Genomic DNA, 18513 nt, shown 5'->3' on the forward strand with positions numbered 1-18513 from the left:
GAGTTTATTATGAATTTTATGCAATTTAATTTTTAGCTATGTTTTAACCGCAAATCATACAATTATAACCAGAAGACTTAACAGATTCGAGGCACTTGATCTTCACCCAATAAATCTACTAGACGAACACCGCCAATCGATGTTTGTAGGCCTACTTTACCAATATTTTTATCCATGGTTACACCGATATGAGTCGCTTCACGGCCTTCTGGATAACTATGTAAAATATCTAGCACATCATTTGTTACAGACGGCTCTACAACGAAAATACATTTACCTTCATTTGCTAAGTATAAAGGATCGTAACCTAAAATATCGCAAACGGAACGAACTTCATCATGAATAATAAGCTTAGATTCCTCAACCTTTATCCCCACTTGACTTTGTTCGGCAATCTCTTTAAGAACAGTACCCACACCACCGCGCGTAGGATCACGCAATAGTGCAACCTGAGGCCCTACTGCATTTAAAACAGCATGAACCATATGGTTCAATGGAGCACAATCAGTCTTAACAGAGTCTGATAATTCTAGCCCAAATCGTTGTCCCATGACAGCTATAGAGTGATCACCAATAGATCCGGACAGAATAATATCCATATTAGGTTTTACGAAATTCGGACCTATATTTATGCCATCTGGAATCATACCAATGCCGGCTGTATTGATATAAATTTTATCAACTTCACCTTTTTTTACGACCTTCGTATCACCCGTCACAATTTGTACATTCGCAAGCTTTGCCATATCAGACATAGTGCTTAAAATTGTTTCTAATTCGTCGAAAGGAAGGCCTTCTTCTAAAATCAAACCACAGCTAAGATATTGTGGAACAGCGCCATTCATAGCTAGGTCGTTAACAGTACCGCATACAGCTAATTTACCGATATTACCACCCGGGAAAAAAGTGGGCTGTACAACATAGGAATCCGTTGTGAAAGCCATTCGCCCTGAGTCTACCGGAAATTGTGCCCCATCATGTAAGGGAGCTAACAAATCATTAGTAAAATATTTTAATATAAATCGTTCTGTCAATTCGTGGCTAAAACGGCCACCATTGCCATGAACTAAACGAACTCGTTCCATTAATCCTCCCAGGCTAATCCGCCACTAGAAAAGCCATACTTATACCATGCAGCGCAACTACCTTCTACAGATACCATACAAGCACCTACTGCATGATCCGGTGTACATGCTTTTCCAAAAAGCGGACATTCATTAGGTTTGATTAACCCTTGTAATACGCTCCCACATTGACACCCTTTAGGATCAAGAGATGGTTTTTCTAACTGTATAGGTAACACCTTTTCTGCATCTAGAAATGCATAGTCATCATTAAGCTGTAACCCAGAACTTGGAATTATACCAATACCACGCCATGCATCATCACAAACATCGTATATTTCATTCATCATACGCACAGCCACAGGATTGCCTGCCTTCATAACAACAGAGTGATAGGTATTACCTACTTCAAAATGACCACTTTTCCGTTGTTCTAAAATATTGACGATAGCAGATAATATTTCTACCCCATCAAACCCAGCAATGCAGGATGGAATTTTATACTCATCTGGTAAAAATTGATACGGTTTTTCGCCAATGATAACACTTACATGCCCAGGCAAGATAAAGCCATCAATTTGTCCTACTTGTCGGTCTAATAAGCCGCGTAATGCAGGCGGAACCAATTTATGAGACACCAAGAATAATACATTTTTTACACCAGCCTGTGCTACAGCTTTCACAGTGGCACCGATGACAGCAATCGTCGTTTCAAACCCTATAGCTAAAAATACTATATATTTATCAGGATGTTTTTTACTTAGTTCCAACACTTCTAACGGCGTATAGATAACATGAATATGGGCACCCTGTGTTTGAGCTTCACTAAGACTACTATAACTCCCTGGTACCTTTAGCATATCCCCAAAGGTTGCAATAATAACATCATCACGTTTAGCATACTCTAGAGCTTTATCCATATACACTTGATCAGTTACACACACAGGACATCCAGGACCACTAACTAATTCTATTCCCGATGGCAATAATTGTCGTAACCCTTCTCTAAAAATAGATACTGTATGTGTACCACAAACTTCCATAAGTCGCACCCGTTCGCCAGGTGTATGTAGTTCGCTAATACGGCGTAATAAAGCATCAGCTGTTTTCTGTTTTTCCTGCAAAGTAAGCTTCTTCAAGTTCTTCCAACTCCCGGAAGGCATCTAAGGTTGCCTTCGCTTCTTCTTCATCTACAATTTGAACTGCAAAACCGGCATGTACTAATAACCAGTCTCCCACCTTTGCATCTGGCACGAGAAGCAAACTACAATCGCGCGTTGCACCTGTTAATTCTACTGTGCCAATGGCTTCATTAATAGAAATTAACTGTGCTGGTACTGCTAAACACATACGCCCTCCTTTTGTAAATATACTTATACATCTATTTATAACTATTAATCCAAATATTTTGATTAATTTAATTGTATCACAAAACTAAGAACTCTTATGTAACCAATGATACGTTTATATATTTTTTTGATGAGCAATCCACAATTGTCCCAACGATAAACCACCATCATTACATGGTACTTTTTTATTAATATATAATGTGCCATGGTGCCATTTATGTTGTAAGGAGGCTAGTAATCTGCGATTTTGAAAAACGCCACCACCGATACATACATCATCGATGCCATAGCGTTCACACAAATCAGCTCCAACTTCACAAATAGCAATGGCCAGTGTTTTATGGAAGCTCGCCGCTAACGAGGATACGCTTTCACCTTGAGAATAGCCATCCATAATCTGTTGAACTGCAGGCACGAGATCTAATACTTGCCCATCATAGTTAAAATCTAACAACCGACCTTCTTCATTTGCACATGCAGATTCTAATGCTATGGCGATTTGTGCATCAAAAGAGTGTTCATTTCCTAAGCCCAACAAACAACCAATTACATCAAATAATCTACCTGCACTAGATGTCATCATCATGGACATGTCTGATTGCAATGCCTTATCTAGAATTTGCCAGCCTTTAGGCAATGTGGTTAACCATTTTTTGTATATATTAGGTAACTCATCCCCATAATAATTCCGTAAGTACCATAAAGCTTGACGCCATGGTTCTTTTACCGCTTTTTCACCACCAGGCAAAGGCGCTAAGTGAATATGTGCAACACGCATATACTCTGCCCCATAGCACAGCATAAATTCGCCGCCCCAAATCGTATCATCGTCACCATACCCAGTGCCATCAAAACAAATTCCAAGAACAGGATATTTTAAATCGTATTCAGCCATAACAGCTGCGATGTGACTATGATGATGTTGGACCTCTATAGCCGGAAGATTTAGCGTTTTACTTAATTGTCGACCATAATTAGAAGAGAAAAATGATGGATGCTTATCCATGACAATTGCTTTCGGCTTCACATCAAACAGCCATTCATATCGTTCGATGGTCCACTCAAAGGTTTCATGAGTTGATTCACTTGCTAAATCACCAATATGAGGTCCTATCAATACTTCCTGCTTTTTATTAATCGCAAAGGTATTCTTCAAATCACTGCCCATGGCGAGTATTGGTTGATCTGTAATCGACTCACAATGAATTGGTTCAGGAATATACCCCCGACTTCGCCGAATCAAAATAGGTGTATCTTCCACCACTGATACAATCGAATCATCTACAGGCGCATAAATTTGACGATTATGCGTCAAAAAATAATCTGCTATAGTCTGCAATTCTGAAAAAGCTTTTTCATCATCATAAATAACGGAATCACCGCTTGCATTACCACTTGTCATAACCCATTTCGCATCCTGTGGTACTAACACATGATGGATAGGTGCATACGGTAACATAACACCAATTAAATGATTATTAGGGGCTACTAACTCACTTATAGACGCATGAAAATTATCATTTTTCTCTAATAAAACAATAGGCCTTGCCATAGAGCTTAATGCATCTAAGTCTCCATCGCTAACGACGGCAAAATCTTCTACGATATCAATGGAACCGGCCATAATAGCAAACGGCTTATCCTTACGATGTTTTCGCTCCCGTAATGTTTGTACTGCTTTATCATTAGTAGCATCACAAACCAAGTGATATCCACCAATTCCCTTTAATGCAATAATCGCACCATTTGATATCATTTCTCTAACAGTTTCAAAACAATCATCAACGATACAGAGATTACCATTCTTATCTAATAGTTGGTAGCTCGGTCCGCATTGTTCACAAGCATTTGGTTCCGCATGATACCTACGACCATTCACATCAACGTATTCCTCATGGCAAGCTTCACACATGGTGAAATCAGACATGGTAGTTCGTTCTCGATCATAGGGCATGGATTTAATAATGGAATATCGAGGTCCACAATTGGTACAGTTGATAAAAGGATAATCATACCTCCTACCAGATTCCTTCATTTCAGCCAAACAATCATCACACGGTGATGTATCGGCACTAATAAACGTGTTTACAGTACCATCCACAGGAGACTGAGCGATAACAAATTCCTTATCATCATCATTTACAGATGGATCAATCTTTGTAATGCTCACATGTGTGATACGGCATAATCGCGGCTGTTCTTCCTGAATCGTATCAACAAATAATTGCAATGTATCTATGTCGGATTGGGCCTCTACATATACACCGGAACTATCATTATATACAAATCCACTAATCCCTAATTGATGGGCCCACATAGAAACAAGGGGTCGAAATCCGACCCCTTGTACAATACCTGTAAATCGAATCCCCCAACGTTCAATAGTTTGTTTTTTATCCAATCTAGTGTCCATAGCGGCTCCTATTACAAAATATATCTTATTTAAAATGTCTATCCTAATGCTACAGGAATACTACCATCGATGCCAGCTTGTTCAAGTTCAGCTTGAATCATGATAGCACATTCAATTCGTTTCTTTTGTAGACGACAGCCAAACTCATAAGGCGTTTGTAAATCTCCACCCAATGTAATGTTATTGGCATGACAGCCACCAGAGCAGAAGAATTTAGCCCAACATTCTGCACAGGTAGGTTTTGTAAACACATGTGTGTTACGGAAATCCTTTGGAATTTCAGTATTTTTTAAACCTTCGTATACATTACCAAGTATATAACCATCTTTGCCTACAAATTGGTGACATGGATAAATATCCCCATTTGGTACTACCGCCATATATTCATGACCAGCCCCACAGCCACGCAAACGTTTTGCCATACAAGGTCCACGGTACAAGTCCATACGGAAGTGGAAGAAATTAAATTTCTCACCCCACCCGTCCTTTTGACGTTGCAAATATATATCTGCTAATGTTTCATATTCCTTCTCAAGCGTTGGCCAATCTTCTTCGCGAAGTACATAATCGCCTTCTTCACCTACTACAGGCTCCATAGATAAGTGTTCAAAGCCTAAATCAGACATAGCCAATACATCTTTAGTAAAATCAAGATTCTTATGCGTATATGTACCACGTACATAATATTCTAAACCATGACGTTGCTTTACAGCATTTACAAGATTTTTAGCAATATACTCATAAGAGTTAGCTCCACTGCCAGCGACTGGGCGCATAGCATTATGCACATCTTCTCGGCCATCTAGAGACAAGACCAAGCTCATTTTATGTTCGTTTACATAATCGATTTTCTCTTGAGACAATAACATACCATTAGTAGTCAACGTCAATTTAAAGATTTTATTATGTTTTGGCGCCTCTTGCTCGATATATTCTACAGTTTGTTTCACCACGTCCCAATTAAGAAGGGGTTCACCACCGAAGAAATCGATTTCGCAATGTTGACGAGTGCCACTCATTTGAATGAGAAAATCAACAGCACGTTTAGCTACATCAAAGCTCATCAATTCGCGTTTTACACCGCCGTAATCGCCTTGACTAGCAAAGCAATATTTACATGCTAAATTACAGTCATGGGCAATATTAAGACACAATGCTTTAACGATTGGTTTTTCCCCAACTACAAGCTTGAATTCGGTGCTCATAGGAGCAAAGAGTTGTTCTGCAGCGATGAGCTCATCTAATTCATCCATGATTTCATTTAATTCTACAGGATCCTGAGAGCTATCTAACGCTGCATGGACTGCATCACGATTGGTGCCGTCATATATATCTAATACTTTATCAATGAGTTCATCAATAACGTGAATGATACCGCTATTTACATCTAAACAATAGTAGTTATCTTTCATCCGAAACTTATGGATCATTGGTTTTAATTCTAACATGGTACCTCCAAATTATGTGTATGTGAAAGCGCTAAACTATATAGAACTTTCTAGATAATTGTACCACATTTTTTGTCCATCGTGCTAAAAGTCCTCATAAATATATACCATAAACAGTATGTATATATTACATACATAAAAAAAGAGAGCCATCGGCTCTCTTTTTATTATTTTTGTTTGCAAACTTGGTTGCCTACTGTACAGCTTGTTTTGCAAGCGGATTGGCAAGAAGTTTGGCATTCACCACAACCGCCAGTTTTAGCAGTTTTTTGTAAAGATTCAGTGTTGATTGTACGAATACGTTTAGCCATGATTATCCTCCTCAATACTTATTGTATTACAGTTATTTTATCATAGATATTCAAACTATGTAAAATATAAATTATTTTTGTACATCCTTACGCAATGCTTTTCGCAACGCCAATGCAATCGGTGTTACGATAACGCCTGCAAAGATGGCTTCTGGAATACCATGAGTAACAGACAATACTAAAATAGTTCCCATAACTTGATCAGATGAAAGATGCATTGCCTGTGCGAACATATCCGCATATATCACATAGATTAGTCCCATTACCATACATGTATGGAATATAGTGCCCATAAATGCAGAAACTATCAAGCGCGGACCTTGTGGTACCTTCCATAATGCTTTGTATACCAAAACAGCTAATACAGGGAATATAATCCGAGGTAATACTGATACTAACGGATTAATAAACAGTGGTGACAAAATATTTGGTGCCGTAAAATTTTGCCAGAAGCTATAGACACCAAAAATCAATCCTACGAACGCACCAACCTTAGGCCCTTCAACTAAGGCACCAATTAATGCTGGGACATGTAATGTAGTGACATTCAATGGTCCTAACGCCATAATACCATAGCCAGAAAGACCTAGAATAATGGTAATGGCCGCTAATAGACCCACAATGGTTAATTCGCGCAATGTTAAGCCCGATTTCGTAACGGTTTCCTTACTCTGTTTACGCTCCAATTGTGTCGCTTGTTGTTCTTGGATTGATACCTGTTGGTTACCATCCTTCACATTTTCATTCATAAAAATCCTCCTCCGCTCTCATTCTCTTAGGATATGAGTCGAAACTAGAAATAAAATTAACCTTTGCTCTTAGTAAGAGCTTTTATTACACCTATCTCTACTAATTTACCAATTAATACAGATACGATAATAAACACAAATTCCAGTAATCCTGGTGTAAAGAATACAAGTGGATTGCCTTGATAGATTGGAAATACCGTAGGTGCTATTGCTTTCACAAATTCCGGAATATACCCACCATATAATATATGACCATTCATAGCTAATAGCATAGCAGCAGTAACGACAATACGCAATAATCTCGTCCCTTTATATTCACCATTTCGAGGGTACATATAGAATGCAAAGACTAACATCGAAATGATGATGAATAGGAATTCCCCCACCAAAGCATTCAAACTAATGGTAGGGCCAAAATAAGCTGCCATGATAGGATCCGTTAAATTGATGTAAAAAATAGAACCTAAATAGATAAATGGAATCGGTACAATATACACGGCCATATCTAAAGCTTCATCAACCGCACCCCATCTATGGCGACGTTTGAAGAAAAATGTCATCAATAAAGCTACCAACTCAAGCAAAATCTGTATAAAAAAATATACACCTAAAAAGACTAGTACTATAAGCGCTTGATTTTCCAATGTTACATTGAACGGCGTAGTGAATAGATTAATAACCGTAAAAATAGCCCAACTGTATACATGGTACCCCATATGAATTGGCAATTCACCAAATTGTCCTTGTCGCATCCGTTGTAAGAGAACAGGTACCAATAGAGATAAAACGGGGAATGTGAGATAGGGAGATCCCAAACCGGTTTGATGTAATACAGCAGTCACTACACTTACAAAAAAGGCACTAACTAAAGTAAATACAATAAATTGCTTATTCATGTGAACCTCCCAGCAATTGAGAAATTAAATAAGCTATAATGAGAACAATGGTAACTTGACCATACATACCGACAAGGAAGATAATATCACGTCCAACGGATGGCAAGCCCCAAAGCCAATTTAAATCCAACCCAAGAAACATTAGCTTATAGGTAGCAAACTGAATAACAGCCCAACCCAGCACATATATAATGCGGTTAATCCGTTTGTTTTCAGCGCCAAATGTACTAGCTTTAAACGATAAATAGGCCCAAGGGATACACAAGGATAGCAATAAATACCATACCAATGCCACTGTAGCACTAGATCCATTATGAATCATATAAGAAATAACAGGAATGGCCACGATAAATATATTCATATATAGTGATCGTTTACAAATATCTAATATAGTGTTCATATACGTTCTCCTAAGATAATTAATCACTTGATATTGTACACTACACACCAGTAAAATGCCACAAAAAAAGACCTCTTATAGAAATTTTCTATAAGAGGTCTTTTAATAAAATCCATGTGCGAAACAGGAAACAATCAAGTATTATGCAACAGTAGATTCTGCAGTAATATCAATTGTATGTTTGTCTTCAGGTTTTTCTTCTTTCAACAATGGAGTCATGCTTTCAATACCAATACCCAATGTGAATAGGTTATGTAACCAAGCAGTTTGACTTGGAGGCATGAAACCAAGTACGCCACCACCTACAAGAGCACCATTGAAACCAACAATGCCATTGTAATTGGACTTGATGCGTTTCATCAAGGCCATAGAAATGCGGCGTAACTCTACAAGAGCTTGTAGATTATCAGAAGAAATCGTAACATTCGCAATTTTTTGTGCAATAGGAGCACCTTCATTCATTGCGATGCCTACATGTGCTTCAGAAATAGCTGGGGAATCATTGATACCATCCCCTACCATCATGACAGTATAACCTTCAGCTTTTGCTTGTTTTACATAAGCTGCTTTATCCTCTGGCAATACCTCTGCATGCACTTCATCGATACCGAGTTCATCAGCTACGCGTTGCGCATTGCGTTTGGAGTCACCAGTCATCATGACAATCTTTTTAATGCCTAAAGCATGTAAATCAGCAATAACTTGTTTAGATTCATCGCGTACAGGGTCTTTAATACAAATAACCGCTGCTAATGTACCGCCAATAGCGAGGTAAATATGGGAAGATGAATTTGGCAAGTTATTGAATTTTTCTTGTTCATCTGCAGGAATCTTTGTTTTTTCATCATCAAAGATGTAGTGAGCACTACCAATGCGTACACGGTAGCGGCCAACTTTAGATGCAATACCATGAGCTACAACGTATTCTACGTCAGAGTGCATTTCCTTGTGAGGCAAGGAATGATCCTTAGCAGCACGTACAATTGCTTTTGCCATGGAATGAGGGAAATGTTCCTCAATACATGCAGCCAATTTTAACATTTCATCTGCATCATGACCATTAAATGGAATGATTTGTTCAAACTCAGGTTCTGCTTTTGTAAGAGTACCTGTTTTATCGAATACAATCATATCTGCTTGTGCAATTTGTTCTAAGAATTTGCCACCTTTAACTGTGATACCGCGTTTAGATGCTTCTTGCATAGCGGAAAGTACTGCCAATGGAATGGATAATTTTAGAGCACAAGAGAAGTCAACCATAACGAAAGACAATGCTTTCATCACATTTCGAGTCAACAAATATGTTAAACCAGCACCGATAAAGCTAATAGGCACTAATTTATCAGCCATGCGGTATGCTTGTTGTTCCATACCGGATTTCATTTGTTCAGACTCTTCAATGAGGTTAACGATTTTTTCGTAACGAGAAGATTTAGATGTGCTACGTACTTCTACAATAGCTTTACCGTCTTCAACAACAGTACCTGCATATACAGAACTGTCTTGATCGCGACGAACTGCTTCTGGTTCACCAGTCATGGAGCTTTCATTTACAAGAACAACACCATCGATTACAGTGCCATCCAATGGAATCACTTCACCTTGACGGATAATGATTTTATCGCCTTCCACAACTTCGTTAACAGGCTTGCTCACTTCAATGTCGTCAACTAAAACCCATACTTTATCAACATTCAAAGACATGCTTTGAGCAAGATTCAATACAGATTTACGGTGAGTCCATTCTTCTAAGATATCGCCAATACCTAATAGGTACATAACAGCACCAGCTGTAGGATAATCTTTTTGAAGTAAAGCTGCACCAATAGCAACACCATCGAGAACCTCTACGGTTAACTTACGTTGCCACAATGTTTTAATCGCTTTGCCGATAAATTTAATACCGTCAAACCATGCCCATGCTGCCGCAATCGGTGCAGGTAACACTGCTTTTTTACCTAAGTAAATAGCAGTGCGATTAATCATCATTTCACGATATTTTTTATTTACCAAGCGCGGAGAGTATTCATTCAAAGCAGGAGCTTCGGACAAATCTAAATCGCGTAGACCTAACACCGCATCACGTACAGATTCAGAATCGCCAGTATGTTTAATGACGATCTGACTGCTACGTGTATAGAAGGTTACGTCTAAAATTGCATCATTAAGTAATAATGTATCCTCTACATAAGCAGCTTCAGCTTCTGTAAAGCGATGACCTGTTACCTTAATATGCAAGCGATTTCTGAGTTTTCGTACAACAGAAAATTGTAACATAGTTAAATCCTTCTATTATTTATTTTCTTCAAAGATTTCTTCGTTGCGTGCTTCGTTGATTTCTTGAGCTTCTGCCAATACATCAGATGCGGAAGCTTGTACTTTTTCAGCAGTTTCCAATACAGTTTCTTTAGCGCGAAGGCCAGCTGCTACGATACCAGCATATACTTTTTTAGCGTCTTTAGAAGTCAACACTTTAAGACCTACAGTACCCAATGCAAGACCTGCTGCGAATAAGTTAGCGTTTTTAAGATTGTTTTGATTGAAGTTGAACATGATAATATCCCTTTCTACTAAATATATAAAAATTTACTTACTATATTTGAAAAGAGGAGCCATTATAGAGACCCCTCTTTCAAATTCAGAATTCGTATTAGCTTACTTAGCGGTACGTTTAATACCAAGCGCCTTGTTCGAACCATCACAGCTGCAGTTACCACCGCAACTAGAAGATTTTTTGGAGCCACCGCTACCACAGCCGCAGCCACCCTTACCAGACACTTGTTTATAAATTTTTGTACCAAGATAAGCCAATGCTAATATCACTATGAGTCCTATAATTAGGTTATCCATTATAATTCCTTCTTTCTCAATATCCACCAAATTTTCATAAATTGATATATGATAAATGAGTTAAAAGCAATATATTTGGATATTTCCCTTTTCTCATTATCATTTAACCACAAATAATGATAATTGGCAAGAGCTATTTTAAATTTTTTCTATAATTAAATTACATTATGTCAATACAATTTAGTTCTAGGTATCTAAGGAATGTAAACCATAGTGATTAACTACGCTTTAATTAGAAGCCTAGTGCCAAACCAATATTGTAGAAAATAAAGCATGCAATCCATGCGAAAGCATTTTCATAACAGAACATGAATAACATCCATTTCCAAGAACCAGTTTCGCGTTTAATAACTGCTAGCGCTGCGATACATGGCGGGTAAATCAAGATGAATAGCATTAATGTTAATGCAATCAATGGTGTAAAGTGTGGATCATTTTGTAAGTAATCAGTCAATGCTTGAGGATGATCTGTATCGCCACCTACTGCATAGATAGTACCCAATGTAGATACAACAACTTCTTTAGCCGCTAAACCAGCCACAAGAGATACACCGATTTTCCAGTCAAAGCCTAATGGTTTAAGAACTGGGTTGATTGCTTTACCGAACATAGCAGCATAGGATTGTTCCAATTTTTCAGAATTTTTTTCTTCGTCAATTTTTTGATTTTCATCATCTAAATTAGCGCTATTTTTATACATAGCCCATGCTACTGGGAATAATTGTTCATTTTGTTCTTTAATGTCATTGAACAATTCAGGTGCTTCAGAATCATCTTCTACTTCGATTTCAGGAGCAGCTTCTCCAGCATCCTCTGCTTGTGTAGTAGCATCTGCTACAGTAGATTTCATATTATCTACGATTTCATTAACTTGGTCTTTTTGTTCATCTGTAGCGATACCAAAATGAGCCAAAGTTTCTGCATCTTTCATTTCATATGTTTGAGCTACTTGATCATGCAATGCATCATAATCTTTGGAGTATTCTACATCCATTGGATATGTTGTGATGAACCATACGAGGATGGAAGCAGCAAGGATGAAAGTACCTGCTTTTTTAAGGTACATAATACCACGTTCAAACATATGAGTTAATGTAGCTTTTAAAGTTGGTAAATGATATGGAGGCAATTCCATTACGAATGGTTCTGCTTCGCCAGCAAATAAATATTTGCGGAAAATTTTAGCAAATACGATACCAAATACAATACCTAATGCATACACAGCAAATACTACAGTACCAGCCCATTCAGGAGGGAAAAATGCTGCTGCAAACAAAGTATAAACAGGTAAGCGTGCAGAACAACTCATGAATGGAGTAATTAAGATTGTTACCATACGATCTTTGTAGTTATCAAGGATACGTGCACCCATTACGGATGGTACGGAACAACCAAAACCTAATAATAAAGGAATAAACGATTTACCATGTAAACCACAAGCGCGCATTACACGGTCAATAACGAAGGCAGCACGTGCCATATACCCTGTATCTTCCAAGAAAGAGATACCAAGGAATAATAATAGAATTAATGGTACGAAGGATAATACAGCACCTACACCGGCGATGATACCATCAGAAATAAGTGATTGTAACTGACCTTCTGGAATAACTGTTACAACCCATGCTTGTAATGCGGTAAAGCCATCTTCAATCCAACCTTGAGGAATAGCACCTACAGTATTTACAAAGTTAAATAGTAACCACATTACAACCATAAAAATTGGCAAACCAAGAATACGGTGAGTTAAAATTTTATCATAACGGTCAGAACGCGTTTCTAATTGTGTAGGAGCCTGTGTTAAACATGTATTATATACTTCTACTGCGAAGCGGTGACGATATTCTTGGAATATTACATCAAGATCGACTTGATCTTTGATTTCTTCACGAATCGCTTTCGCTTTTTCAATAACAGCTTCTGTATTTTCAAAGCGCATAACTTTGCCAATAACGTCCGCATCTTTTTCTAACAACTTAACAGCAACCCAACGAAGTGGATATGTAACAGTACCAGCTTGTTTTAGTTCTTCTACAAGTTCACTAATTTTGCCTTCTAACAAATCACCATAGTTAATTGTTACACCAGGAGCTTTTTGAGAAGCAGCTACACTAACTGTTGCTTCTAGCAACTCTTTTGTACCAATATTAGTACGACCTACTGTGCTAACAATTGTAGCCCCTGTCATTTCTGCCATTTTTTTTAGGTCGTATTTAATGCCCATATCTTCAGCAACATCAGACATGTTTAGAGCAATAACCATTGGCTTTTCAAGTTCCAATAATTGTGCAGCTAAATATAAGTTACGTTCCAAATTAGATGCATCAAGAACATTAACAATTACATCTGGGTTATCATTTACGATAACATTACGCGCTACTAACTCATCCAAGGAACGTGCAGTTAAGCTATATGTACCTGGCAAGTCAATAAACAATAACTCATGGCCATCAAATTTCTTATAGCCTTCCTTTTTTTCTACTGTAACGCCGGCATAGTTACCAACGTGTTGCTTCGCCCCTGTGATATTGTTAAACATTGTAGTTTTACCACAGTTAGGGTTACCTGCTAAGGCAATTCGAATTTGCCCTTTTTCTGCCATGTGAACCTCCTATTGAACCTCTACATCAATCATGCCAGCTTCGCTATTACGAAGTGCTAATTCAAAGTTTTTTACTTTGATTTCCACCGGATCCCCCAAAGGGGCAAACTTCATAACATGGATTTTTGTACCATGTACAAGACCCATGTCAATTAGACGATGCTTAACGTTGCCACTGCCATGTAGTGTAACAATAAGACCAGACTCACCTGGTTTCATGTCTTTTAACTTTTTGATAGCCATACGACACCTCCTAATTATTGTACCTAACAACCTCATATTAAACACACCAAATAATAATGCGTATTAATATCTTAAACTATTATATCATGAGAGTTCATAATTTCAACAATAATTATCATTTTATTATTCAAAATATTTATACTTATTATTAAATATGATTATACCTATTTTAAAAATATACCAAACATACTTATAAAATAAGGGTCTATCAATTTTAATATTATATACACAATAAGATTTCTCATTACTGAAAATGATAATTAAGGTTATCTTGTTATCAATTTATTATATATTCATTCTCATTTTCATACTTGCGTTTTAAGAATTGCCTGTCATTATTAAAACTTCTAATCTCAATTTCATCCTTCAAATTCTCATTTTCTGAATTTTATTCATTTAATTAGATGTTATTCAACACTCATTATCTCCCCAGAATAATCCATAATGATATAAATTTGCTCCACTCTAATAGATTAGGTATAATTAATATAATATGTATTAAAGAAAGGACGACACATGAAATCTTTTAAATCCTTAGGCGTTTGCGACGAACTTATTAGCACCTTACAAAAACAAGGCATCAAGGAACCAACGCCGATTCAAGAACAATCGATTCCTATCGTCTTCAAAGGCAATGATATTATTGCAAAGGCACAAACAGGAACAGGCAAAACACTAGCCTTCTTATTGCCTATATTGCAACGCATTCACACAGATGTACATCAAGAACAAGTACTGATTATCGCACCAACACGGGAACTCATTAAACAAATTTCCGACGAAGCAAAGGTGCTAGGCGCTGTGTTGGATGTCGATATTCTTCCGCTCATCGGTGGTAAAACGATTGAATCCCAATTACAACAACTTGGTAGACGTCCTCACGTTATCCTAGGTACACCAGGTCGCTTATTGGACCACGCTAAGCGCGGCTCACTCCATCTCGATTCGATCCGTCGCGTAGTGTTAGATGAAGCGGATCAAATGCTTCACATGGGATTTTTACCAGACATAGAAAATCTAATCGGTCAAACAGATGCGAATCGACAATTGTTACTCTTCTCTGCTACAATTCCGGACAAGATACGCAACCTAGCAAAAGCATATATGACAAAACCGGTATCTGTAACAGCGGAAGGTAAACACATTACACTAGACTCAATTGACCAACGCGTATATATGATGAATCCAGAGGATAAAACACCTCGCCTCATCAAGATGATCCAAGAAGATAATCCATATTTGGCAATCGTGTTCTGTAACAAGCGAGAAGGCGCCATTCGACTATCCTACGAGTTGACAGCTGCAGGTCTCAACATTGCTGAAATGCATGGCGACCTAACACAGGGCCGACGCACACAAATACTTCGAGACTTTGCCAAGGCAAAAACACAAATTTTGGTGGCTACCGATATTGCAGCGCGCGGCATCGATATTGAGGGCATCACTCATGTATACAACTATGATGTACCTCATGATGTAGATTACTACATCCATCGTATCGGTCGTACAGGTCGTGCAGGTAATTCTGGTATAGCCGTTACATTTGCTACGCCAGCCGATGAATCTTGGTTACGACGCATAGAACGTGCGATTCAAGCAACCTTAACAAAATACACAAAAGATGGGCAAATCAAAACTAAAGGTAATGCCAGTACTGCGCCAAAACGCAAAAAATCAACATCAAAACCTAAAATCACAAGTTCCTATCAATCTACAAAAGCAAAAGCCCATAAGGCTCGAGGCCATAAGGGTTCCAATACTCGACAACGCCGTACCTCTACATCACAAACAGGTCGACGTGGCAATCGAAGATAACACAAAAATGCGTGTAGCATATCATAAGCTACACGCATTTTTTATGTGCAATTATTTATTTTGATTTGCATAGATACTCGGTACACCCTCTACATCCATGCACTGCGTCTTGCAAGCTAAACGATTACTACAAACCCATGTAGTACGTCCTCTCATCTGTTGCTTTACAAAATATCCTTTTTTGCATCGAGGGCATATATATTGCTTTGACTCTTCCGGAACCTCCAGATTTGAATCCTCGTTTTGACCACCACCTACAGGTTGAGTATATCGACAAGACGGATAATTAGTACAACCTAAAAAGGCGCCAAACTTACCACTCCGCCGTTGTAATCGCCCCTTCTTACAGGATGGACACTCAGGTAAATCCTTCAGATTTACTTGATTGGCATCCATAGGCCGTCTTGCATTTTGATTCGAAATGGTACGGACCACATTGGGCATCATTTGATCACGACTTACCAGTTTATCAAAACCAAGTTTATCAATTAAGTGTTGTAAAAATTGAATCTGATCTTTTAGGAATGACTCCAGTGTATCCTCCCCCTCACTCATAAGAGCAAGACGTTCCTCCCAAATGGCTGTTTCATCAGGATATAATAATTCATCAGGCAATGCATCTACCAAAAGATATCCCGTATCGGTAGGAGATAACACCTGTTTCTTACCAGATGTCTTCATAAACCCACGACTGATTAATTCATCAATAATATTTGCCCGCGTCGCTTCCGTTCCAATACCGGATACGGCCTTCAATTGTTTCTTCAACTCTTCATTCTTAACAAACTTATGAATTTCCTTCATCGCTTGTAATAATGTAGAAGGCGTAAATCGAGATGGCGGTTTTGTTTGTTTTGACTCTACAGCTGAATCCGTATATTGAACTGAGTCATTCTTTTTAACCGATGGCAAATGATCTGCTTCTTCGATAGCATCCTTTTTAGGCCCCGATTCTGCACCTCGTTCATCGGTTAAGTCCGGTTCATCACCATCTGCGTTAGTCTTAGACTTTTGACGCTTATATAAGGACTTCCAACCTTCTTCAATAACAACGCGACCATTGGCAACGAATTCTTCCTCGCATTGACCAACTACAATCCTTGTTTGCTCATATACATGTTCTCCATAAAATTGAGCAATATAGGCCTGACTGATGAGAAAGTAAATATTACGTTCTGCTTGAGTTAGGCTGTTTACATTACAAGCAACTGTGGTTGGAATGATGGCATGATGGGCAGTAATCTTTTTGTCATTCCATGCACGACTCTTAATATTTCTATCCGCATTTTGTGCCCATTGTGAAAGTTTTTCATCCCCCGATTGCGCTAAATTGCTGAGAATAGCCATACGATCACCATATTGATTAGGTGGCAAGTATTCACAATCAGAACGAGGATATGTGGTCAATTTTTTCTCGTATAATTTCTGTGCCGTATCAAGTACAGTTTGAGGGTCATAAGAGTATGCCTTCCCTGCCAACACTTGTAATGACGATAGTGATAATGGCAACCGTTGTAAATCTTTCTTCTTGGATTTTGTAACGGATTTTACCACGCCATCAAGGCTTGATGCTAGCTGTTGCACTAATCTTTCAGCAACCCCTTTATTAATGAGACGCCCATCTGGATCTAATCCTTTTTGTTCATCCTTAGGTTGCCACGTTGCCCAAAAGGTACCATTCTCATGGGTATATAAAATTTTAACGGTAAAATAATCAACCGGTTTAAAGTCGGCTAATTCTCGCTCACGACGTACTACGAGTGCTAGTGTCGGTGTTTTTACACGGCCTATAGGCAATGTTACCTTATTCCCCTTATACCGTTCAGATAATGTATAGGCCCTCGATAAATTCATCCCGATTAACCAATCTGCACGCGCTCTAGCTAATGCAGATTGATATAGATTGTGAAAGTCCTTATTATCGCGCAAATCACCTAATGCCGATTTTACAGATTTCTCGTCCAATGCATTTAATAAAATCCGTTGCACCGGTTTTGTATTGCCTACAAAATACAAAACCTCATCGACCAATAACTGACCTTCTCTATCCGGGTCTCCCGCGTTGACGATGATATCAGCTTTTCCAATCAGCTCTTTTACAGTTTCAAACTGTTGACGACTACTATCGGTTACGAGTAATTTCCACTCAATAGGTACGATTGGTAAATCTTGAGGGCGCCAGCGGATATACTTATCGTCATAGTCACCAGGCTCCGCTTGATGTAATACATGCCCTACAACCCATGTAACAATATCATCACCTTGAATGAAATAACCATTGCGCTTTTGTATATTCTTATTTTCCGGCAAACATTTACTGATTTCTCGAGCCATGGATGGCTTTTCTGCAATAAATAACCGCATGGTCCCCTC

General features: G+C 38.3%; 16 protein-coding genes. 1 reads left to right on the forward strand and 15 read right to left on the reverse strand.

The features are described 5' to 3' along the window. Positions 1 to 77: 77 nt before the first annotated feature. The 14 genes from hypE to HMPREF1151_RS02420 form a co-directional block, all read right to left on the reverse strand. Positions 78 to 1085 carry a hydrogenase expression/formation protein HypE gene (hypE, locus tag HMPREF1151_RS02360; protein WP_009660895.1) on the reverse strand — a complete coding sequence of 336 codons (1008 nt, stop codon included), beginning with the start codon at positions 1083 to 1085 and terminating at the stop codon, positions 78 to 80. Continuing rightward, a complete protein-coding gene (gene hypD, locus HMPREF1151_RS02365; protein WP_038141171.1) occupies positions 1085 to 2203 on the reverse strand; it encodes a hydrogenase formation protein HypD in 1119 nt (372 codons plus the stop codon). Before hypD ends, hypE begins: the two co-directional genes overlap by 1 nt. Further along, positions 2163 to 2414, reverse strand: a complete 252-nt coding sequence (locus HMPREF1151_RS02370; protein WP_005376745.1) for a HypC/HybG/HupF family hydrogenase formation chaperone — start codon at positions 2412 to 2414, stop codon at positions 2163 to 2165. The genes hypD and HMPREF1151_RS02370 overlap by 41 nt, the downstream gene beginning before the upstream one ends. A 114-nt stretch (positions 2415 to 2528) precedes the next feature. Next, entirely contained in the window at positions 2529 to 4826 is a 2298-nt protein-coding gene (gene hypF / locus HMPREF1151_RS02375) for a carbamoyltransferase HypF (protein ID WP_009660952.1), read from the reverse strand. Positions 4827 to 4864: 38 nt separating this feature from the next. Further along, positions 4865 to 6274, reverse strand: a complete 1410-nt coding sequence (scfB, locus tag HMPREF1151_RS02380) for a thioether cross-link-forming SCIFF peptide maturase (protein ID WP_005376804.1) — start codon at positions 6272 to 6274, stop codon at positions 4865 to 4867. 167 nt (positions 6275 to 6441) lie between these two features. Then, on the reverse strand, positions 6442 to 6585 hold the full coding sequence (gene scfA / locus HMPREF1151_RS09625; protein WP_004693318.1) for a six-cysteine ranthipeptide SCIFF: 144 nt from the start codon (positions 6583 to 6585) through the stop codon (positions 6442 to 6444). A 71-nt stretch (positions 6586 to 6656) separates the two neighbouring features. After that, positions 6657 to 7334: an ECF transporter S component gene (locus HMPREF1151_RS02385; RefSeq protein WP_009660884.1), complete on the reverse strand. Its 678-nt coding sequence runs from the start codon at positions 7332 to 7334 to the stop codon at positions 6657 to 6659. 56 nt (positions 7335 to 7390) lie between these two features. After that, positions 7391 to 8230 (reverse strand): hypothetical protein, encoded by an 840-nt coding sequence (locus HMPREF1151_RS02390; RefSeq protein ID WP_009660868.1) that lies wholly within the window; start codon positions 8228 to 8230, stop codon positions 7391 to 7393. Beyond that, positions 8223 to 8630, reverse strand: a complete 408-nt coding sequence (locus tag HMPREF1151_RS02395) for a hypothetical protein (protein WP_005376838.1) — start codon at positions 8628 to 8630, stop codon at positions 8223 to 8225. The genes HMPREF1151_RS02390 and HMPREF1151_RS02395 overlap by 8 nt, the downstream gene beginning before the upstream one ends. Before the next feature lie 141 nt (positions 8631 to 8771). Further along, positions 8772 to 10907 (reverse strand): heavy metal translocating P-type ATPase, encoded by a 2136-nt coding sequence (locus HMPREF1151_RS02400; RefSeq protein ID WP_005376720.1) that lies wholly within the window; start codon positions 10905 to 10907, stop codon positions 8772 to 8774. Positions 10908 to 10922: 15 nt separating this feature from the next. Beyond that, positions 10923 to 11183 (reverse strand): DUF6110 family protein, encoded by a 261-nt coding sequence (locus HMPREF1151_RS02405; protein WP_005376730.1) that lies wholly within the window; start codon positions 11181 to 11183, stop codon positions 10923 to 10925. A gap of 102 nt (positions 11184 to 11285) precedes the next feature. Further along, positions 11286 to 11480, reverse strand: a complete 195-nt coding sequence (locus tag HMPREF1151_RS02410) for a FeoB-associated Cys-rich membrane protein (protein WP_005380969.1) — start codon at positions 11478 to 11480, stop codon at positions 11286 to 11288. 232 nt (positions 11481 to 11712) lie between these two features. Beyond that, positions 11713 to 14082: a ferrous iron transport protein B gene (gene feoB, locus HMPREF1151_RS02415; protein ID WP_005376789.1), complete on the reverse strand. Its 2370-nt coding sequence runs from the start codon at positions 14080 to 14082 to the stop codon at positions 11713 to 11715. A 9-nt stretch (positions 14083 to 14091) separates the two neighbouring features. After that, positions 14092 to 14325 (reverse strand): FeoA family protein, encoded by a 234-nt coding sequence (locus HMPREF1151_RS02420; protein WP_005376797.1) that lies wholly within the window; start codon positions 14323 to 14325, stop codon positions 14092 to 14094. A 516-nt stretch (positions 14326 to 14841) separates the two neighbouring features. Between HMPREF1151_RS02420 and HMPREF1151_RS02425 the strand changes: the two genes are divergently transcribed. Beyond that, positions 14842 to 16140, forward strand: coding sequence for a DEAD/DEAH box helicase (locus tag HMPREF1151_RS02425; protein WP_009660950.1), 1299 nt, complete (start codon positions 14842 to 14844; stop codon positions 16138 to 16140). 51 nt (positions 16141 to 16191) lie between these two features. Here the strand turns inward: HMPREF1151_RS02425 and HMPREF1151_RS02430 are convergent, their stop codons facing one another. Next, positions 16192 to 18504 carry a DNA topoisomerase 3 gene (locus tag HMPREF1151_RS02430; protein WP_009660877.1) on the reverse strand — a complete coding sequence of 771 codons (2313 nt, stop codon included), beginning with the start codon at positions 18502 to 18504 and terminating at the stop codon, positions 16192 to 16194. Positions 18505 to 18513 lie beyond the last annotated feature (9 nt).

Source organism: Veillonella sp. ACP1, assembly GCF_000286635.1.
GTDB lineage: Bacteria > Bacillota > Negativicutes > Veillonellales > Veillonellaceae > Veillonella > Veillonella atypica.

What these genes read in the sequence shown, in the direction of transcription:
- hypE (WP_009660895.1), bottom strand. Translation starts at nt 1,085, where the DNA reads ATGGAACGAGTTCGTTTAGTTCATGGCAATGGTGGCCGTTTTAGCCAC.
- HMPREF1151_RS02370 (WP_005376745.1), bottom strand. Translation starts at nt 2,414, where the DNA reads ATGTGTTTAGCAGTACCAGCACAGTTAATTTCTATTAATGAAGCCATT.
- hypF (WP_009660952.1), bottom strand. Translation starts at nt 4,826, where the DNA reads ATGGACACTAGATTGGATAAAAAACAAACTATTGAACGTTGGGGGATT.
- scfB (WP_005376804.1), bottom strand. Translation starts at nt 6,274, where the DNA reads ATGTTAGAATTAAAACCAATGATCCATAAGTTTCGGATGAAAGATAAC.
- scfA (WP_004693318.1), bottom strand. Translation starts at nt 6,585, where the DNA reads ATGGCTAAACGTATTCGTACAATCAACACTGAATCTTTACAAAAAACT.
- HMPREF1151_RS02385 (WP_009660884.1), bottom strand. Translation starts at nt 7,334, where the DNA reads ATGAATGAAAATGTGAAGGATGGTAACCAACAGGTATCAATCCAAGAA.
- HMPREF1151_RS02390 (WP_009660868.1), bottom strand. Translation starts at nt 8,230, where the DNA reads ATGAATAAGCAATTTATTGTATTTACTTTAGTTAGTGCCTTTTTTGTA.
- HMPREF1151_RS02395 (WP_005376838.1), bottom strand. Translation starts at nt 8,630, where the DNA reads ATGAACACTATATTAGATATTTGTAAACGATCACTATATATGAATATA.
- HMPREF1151_RS02400 (WP_005376720.1), bottom strand. Translation starts at nt 10,907, where the DNA reads ATGTTACAATTTTCTGTTGTACGAAAACTCAGAAATCGCTTGCATATT.
- HMPREF1151_RS02405 (WP_005376730.1), bottom strand. Translation starts at nt 11,183, where the DNA reads ATGTTCAACTTCAATCAAAACAATCTTAAAAACGCTAACTTATTCGCA.
- HMPREF1151_RS02410 (WP_005380969.1), bottom strand. Translation starts at nt 11,480, where the DNA reads ATGGATAACCTAATTATAGGACTCATAGTGATATTAGCATTGGCTTAT.
- feoB (WP_005376789.1), bottom strand. Translation starts at nt 14,082, where the DNA reads ATGGCAGAAAAAGGGCAAATTCGAATTGCCTTAGCAGGTAACCCTAAC.
- HMPREF1151_RS02420 (WP_005376797.1), bottom strand. Translation starts at nt 14,325, where the DNA reads ATGGCTATCAAAAAGTTAAAAGACATGAAACCAGGTGAGTCTGGTCTT.
- HMPREF1151_RS02425 (WP_009660950.1), top strand. Translation starts at nt 14,842, where the DNA reads ATGAAATCTTTTAAATCCTTAGGCGTTTGCGACGAACTTATTAGCACC.
- HMPREF1151_RS02430 (WP_009660877.1), bottom strand. Translation starts at nt 18,504, where the DNA reads ATGCGGTTATTTATTGCAGAAAAGCCATCCATGGCTCGAGAAATCAGT.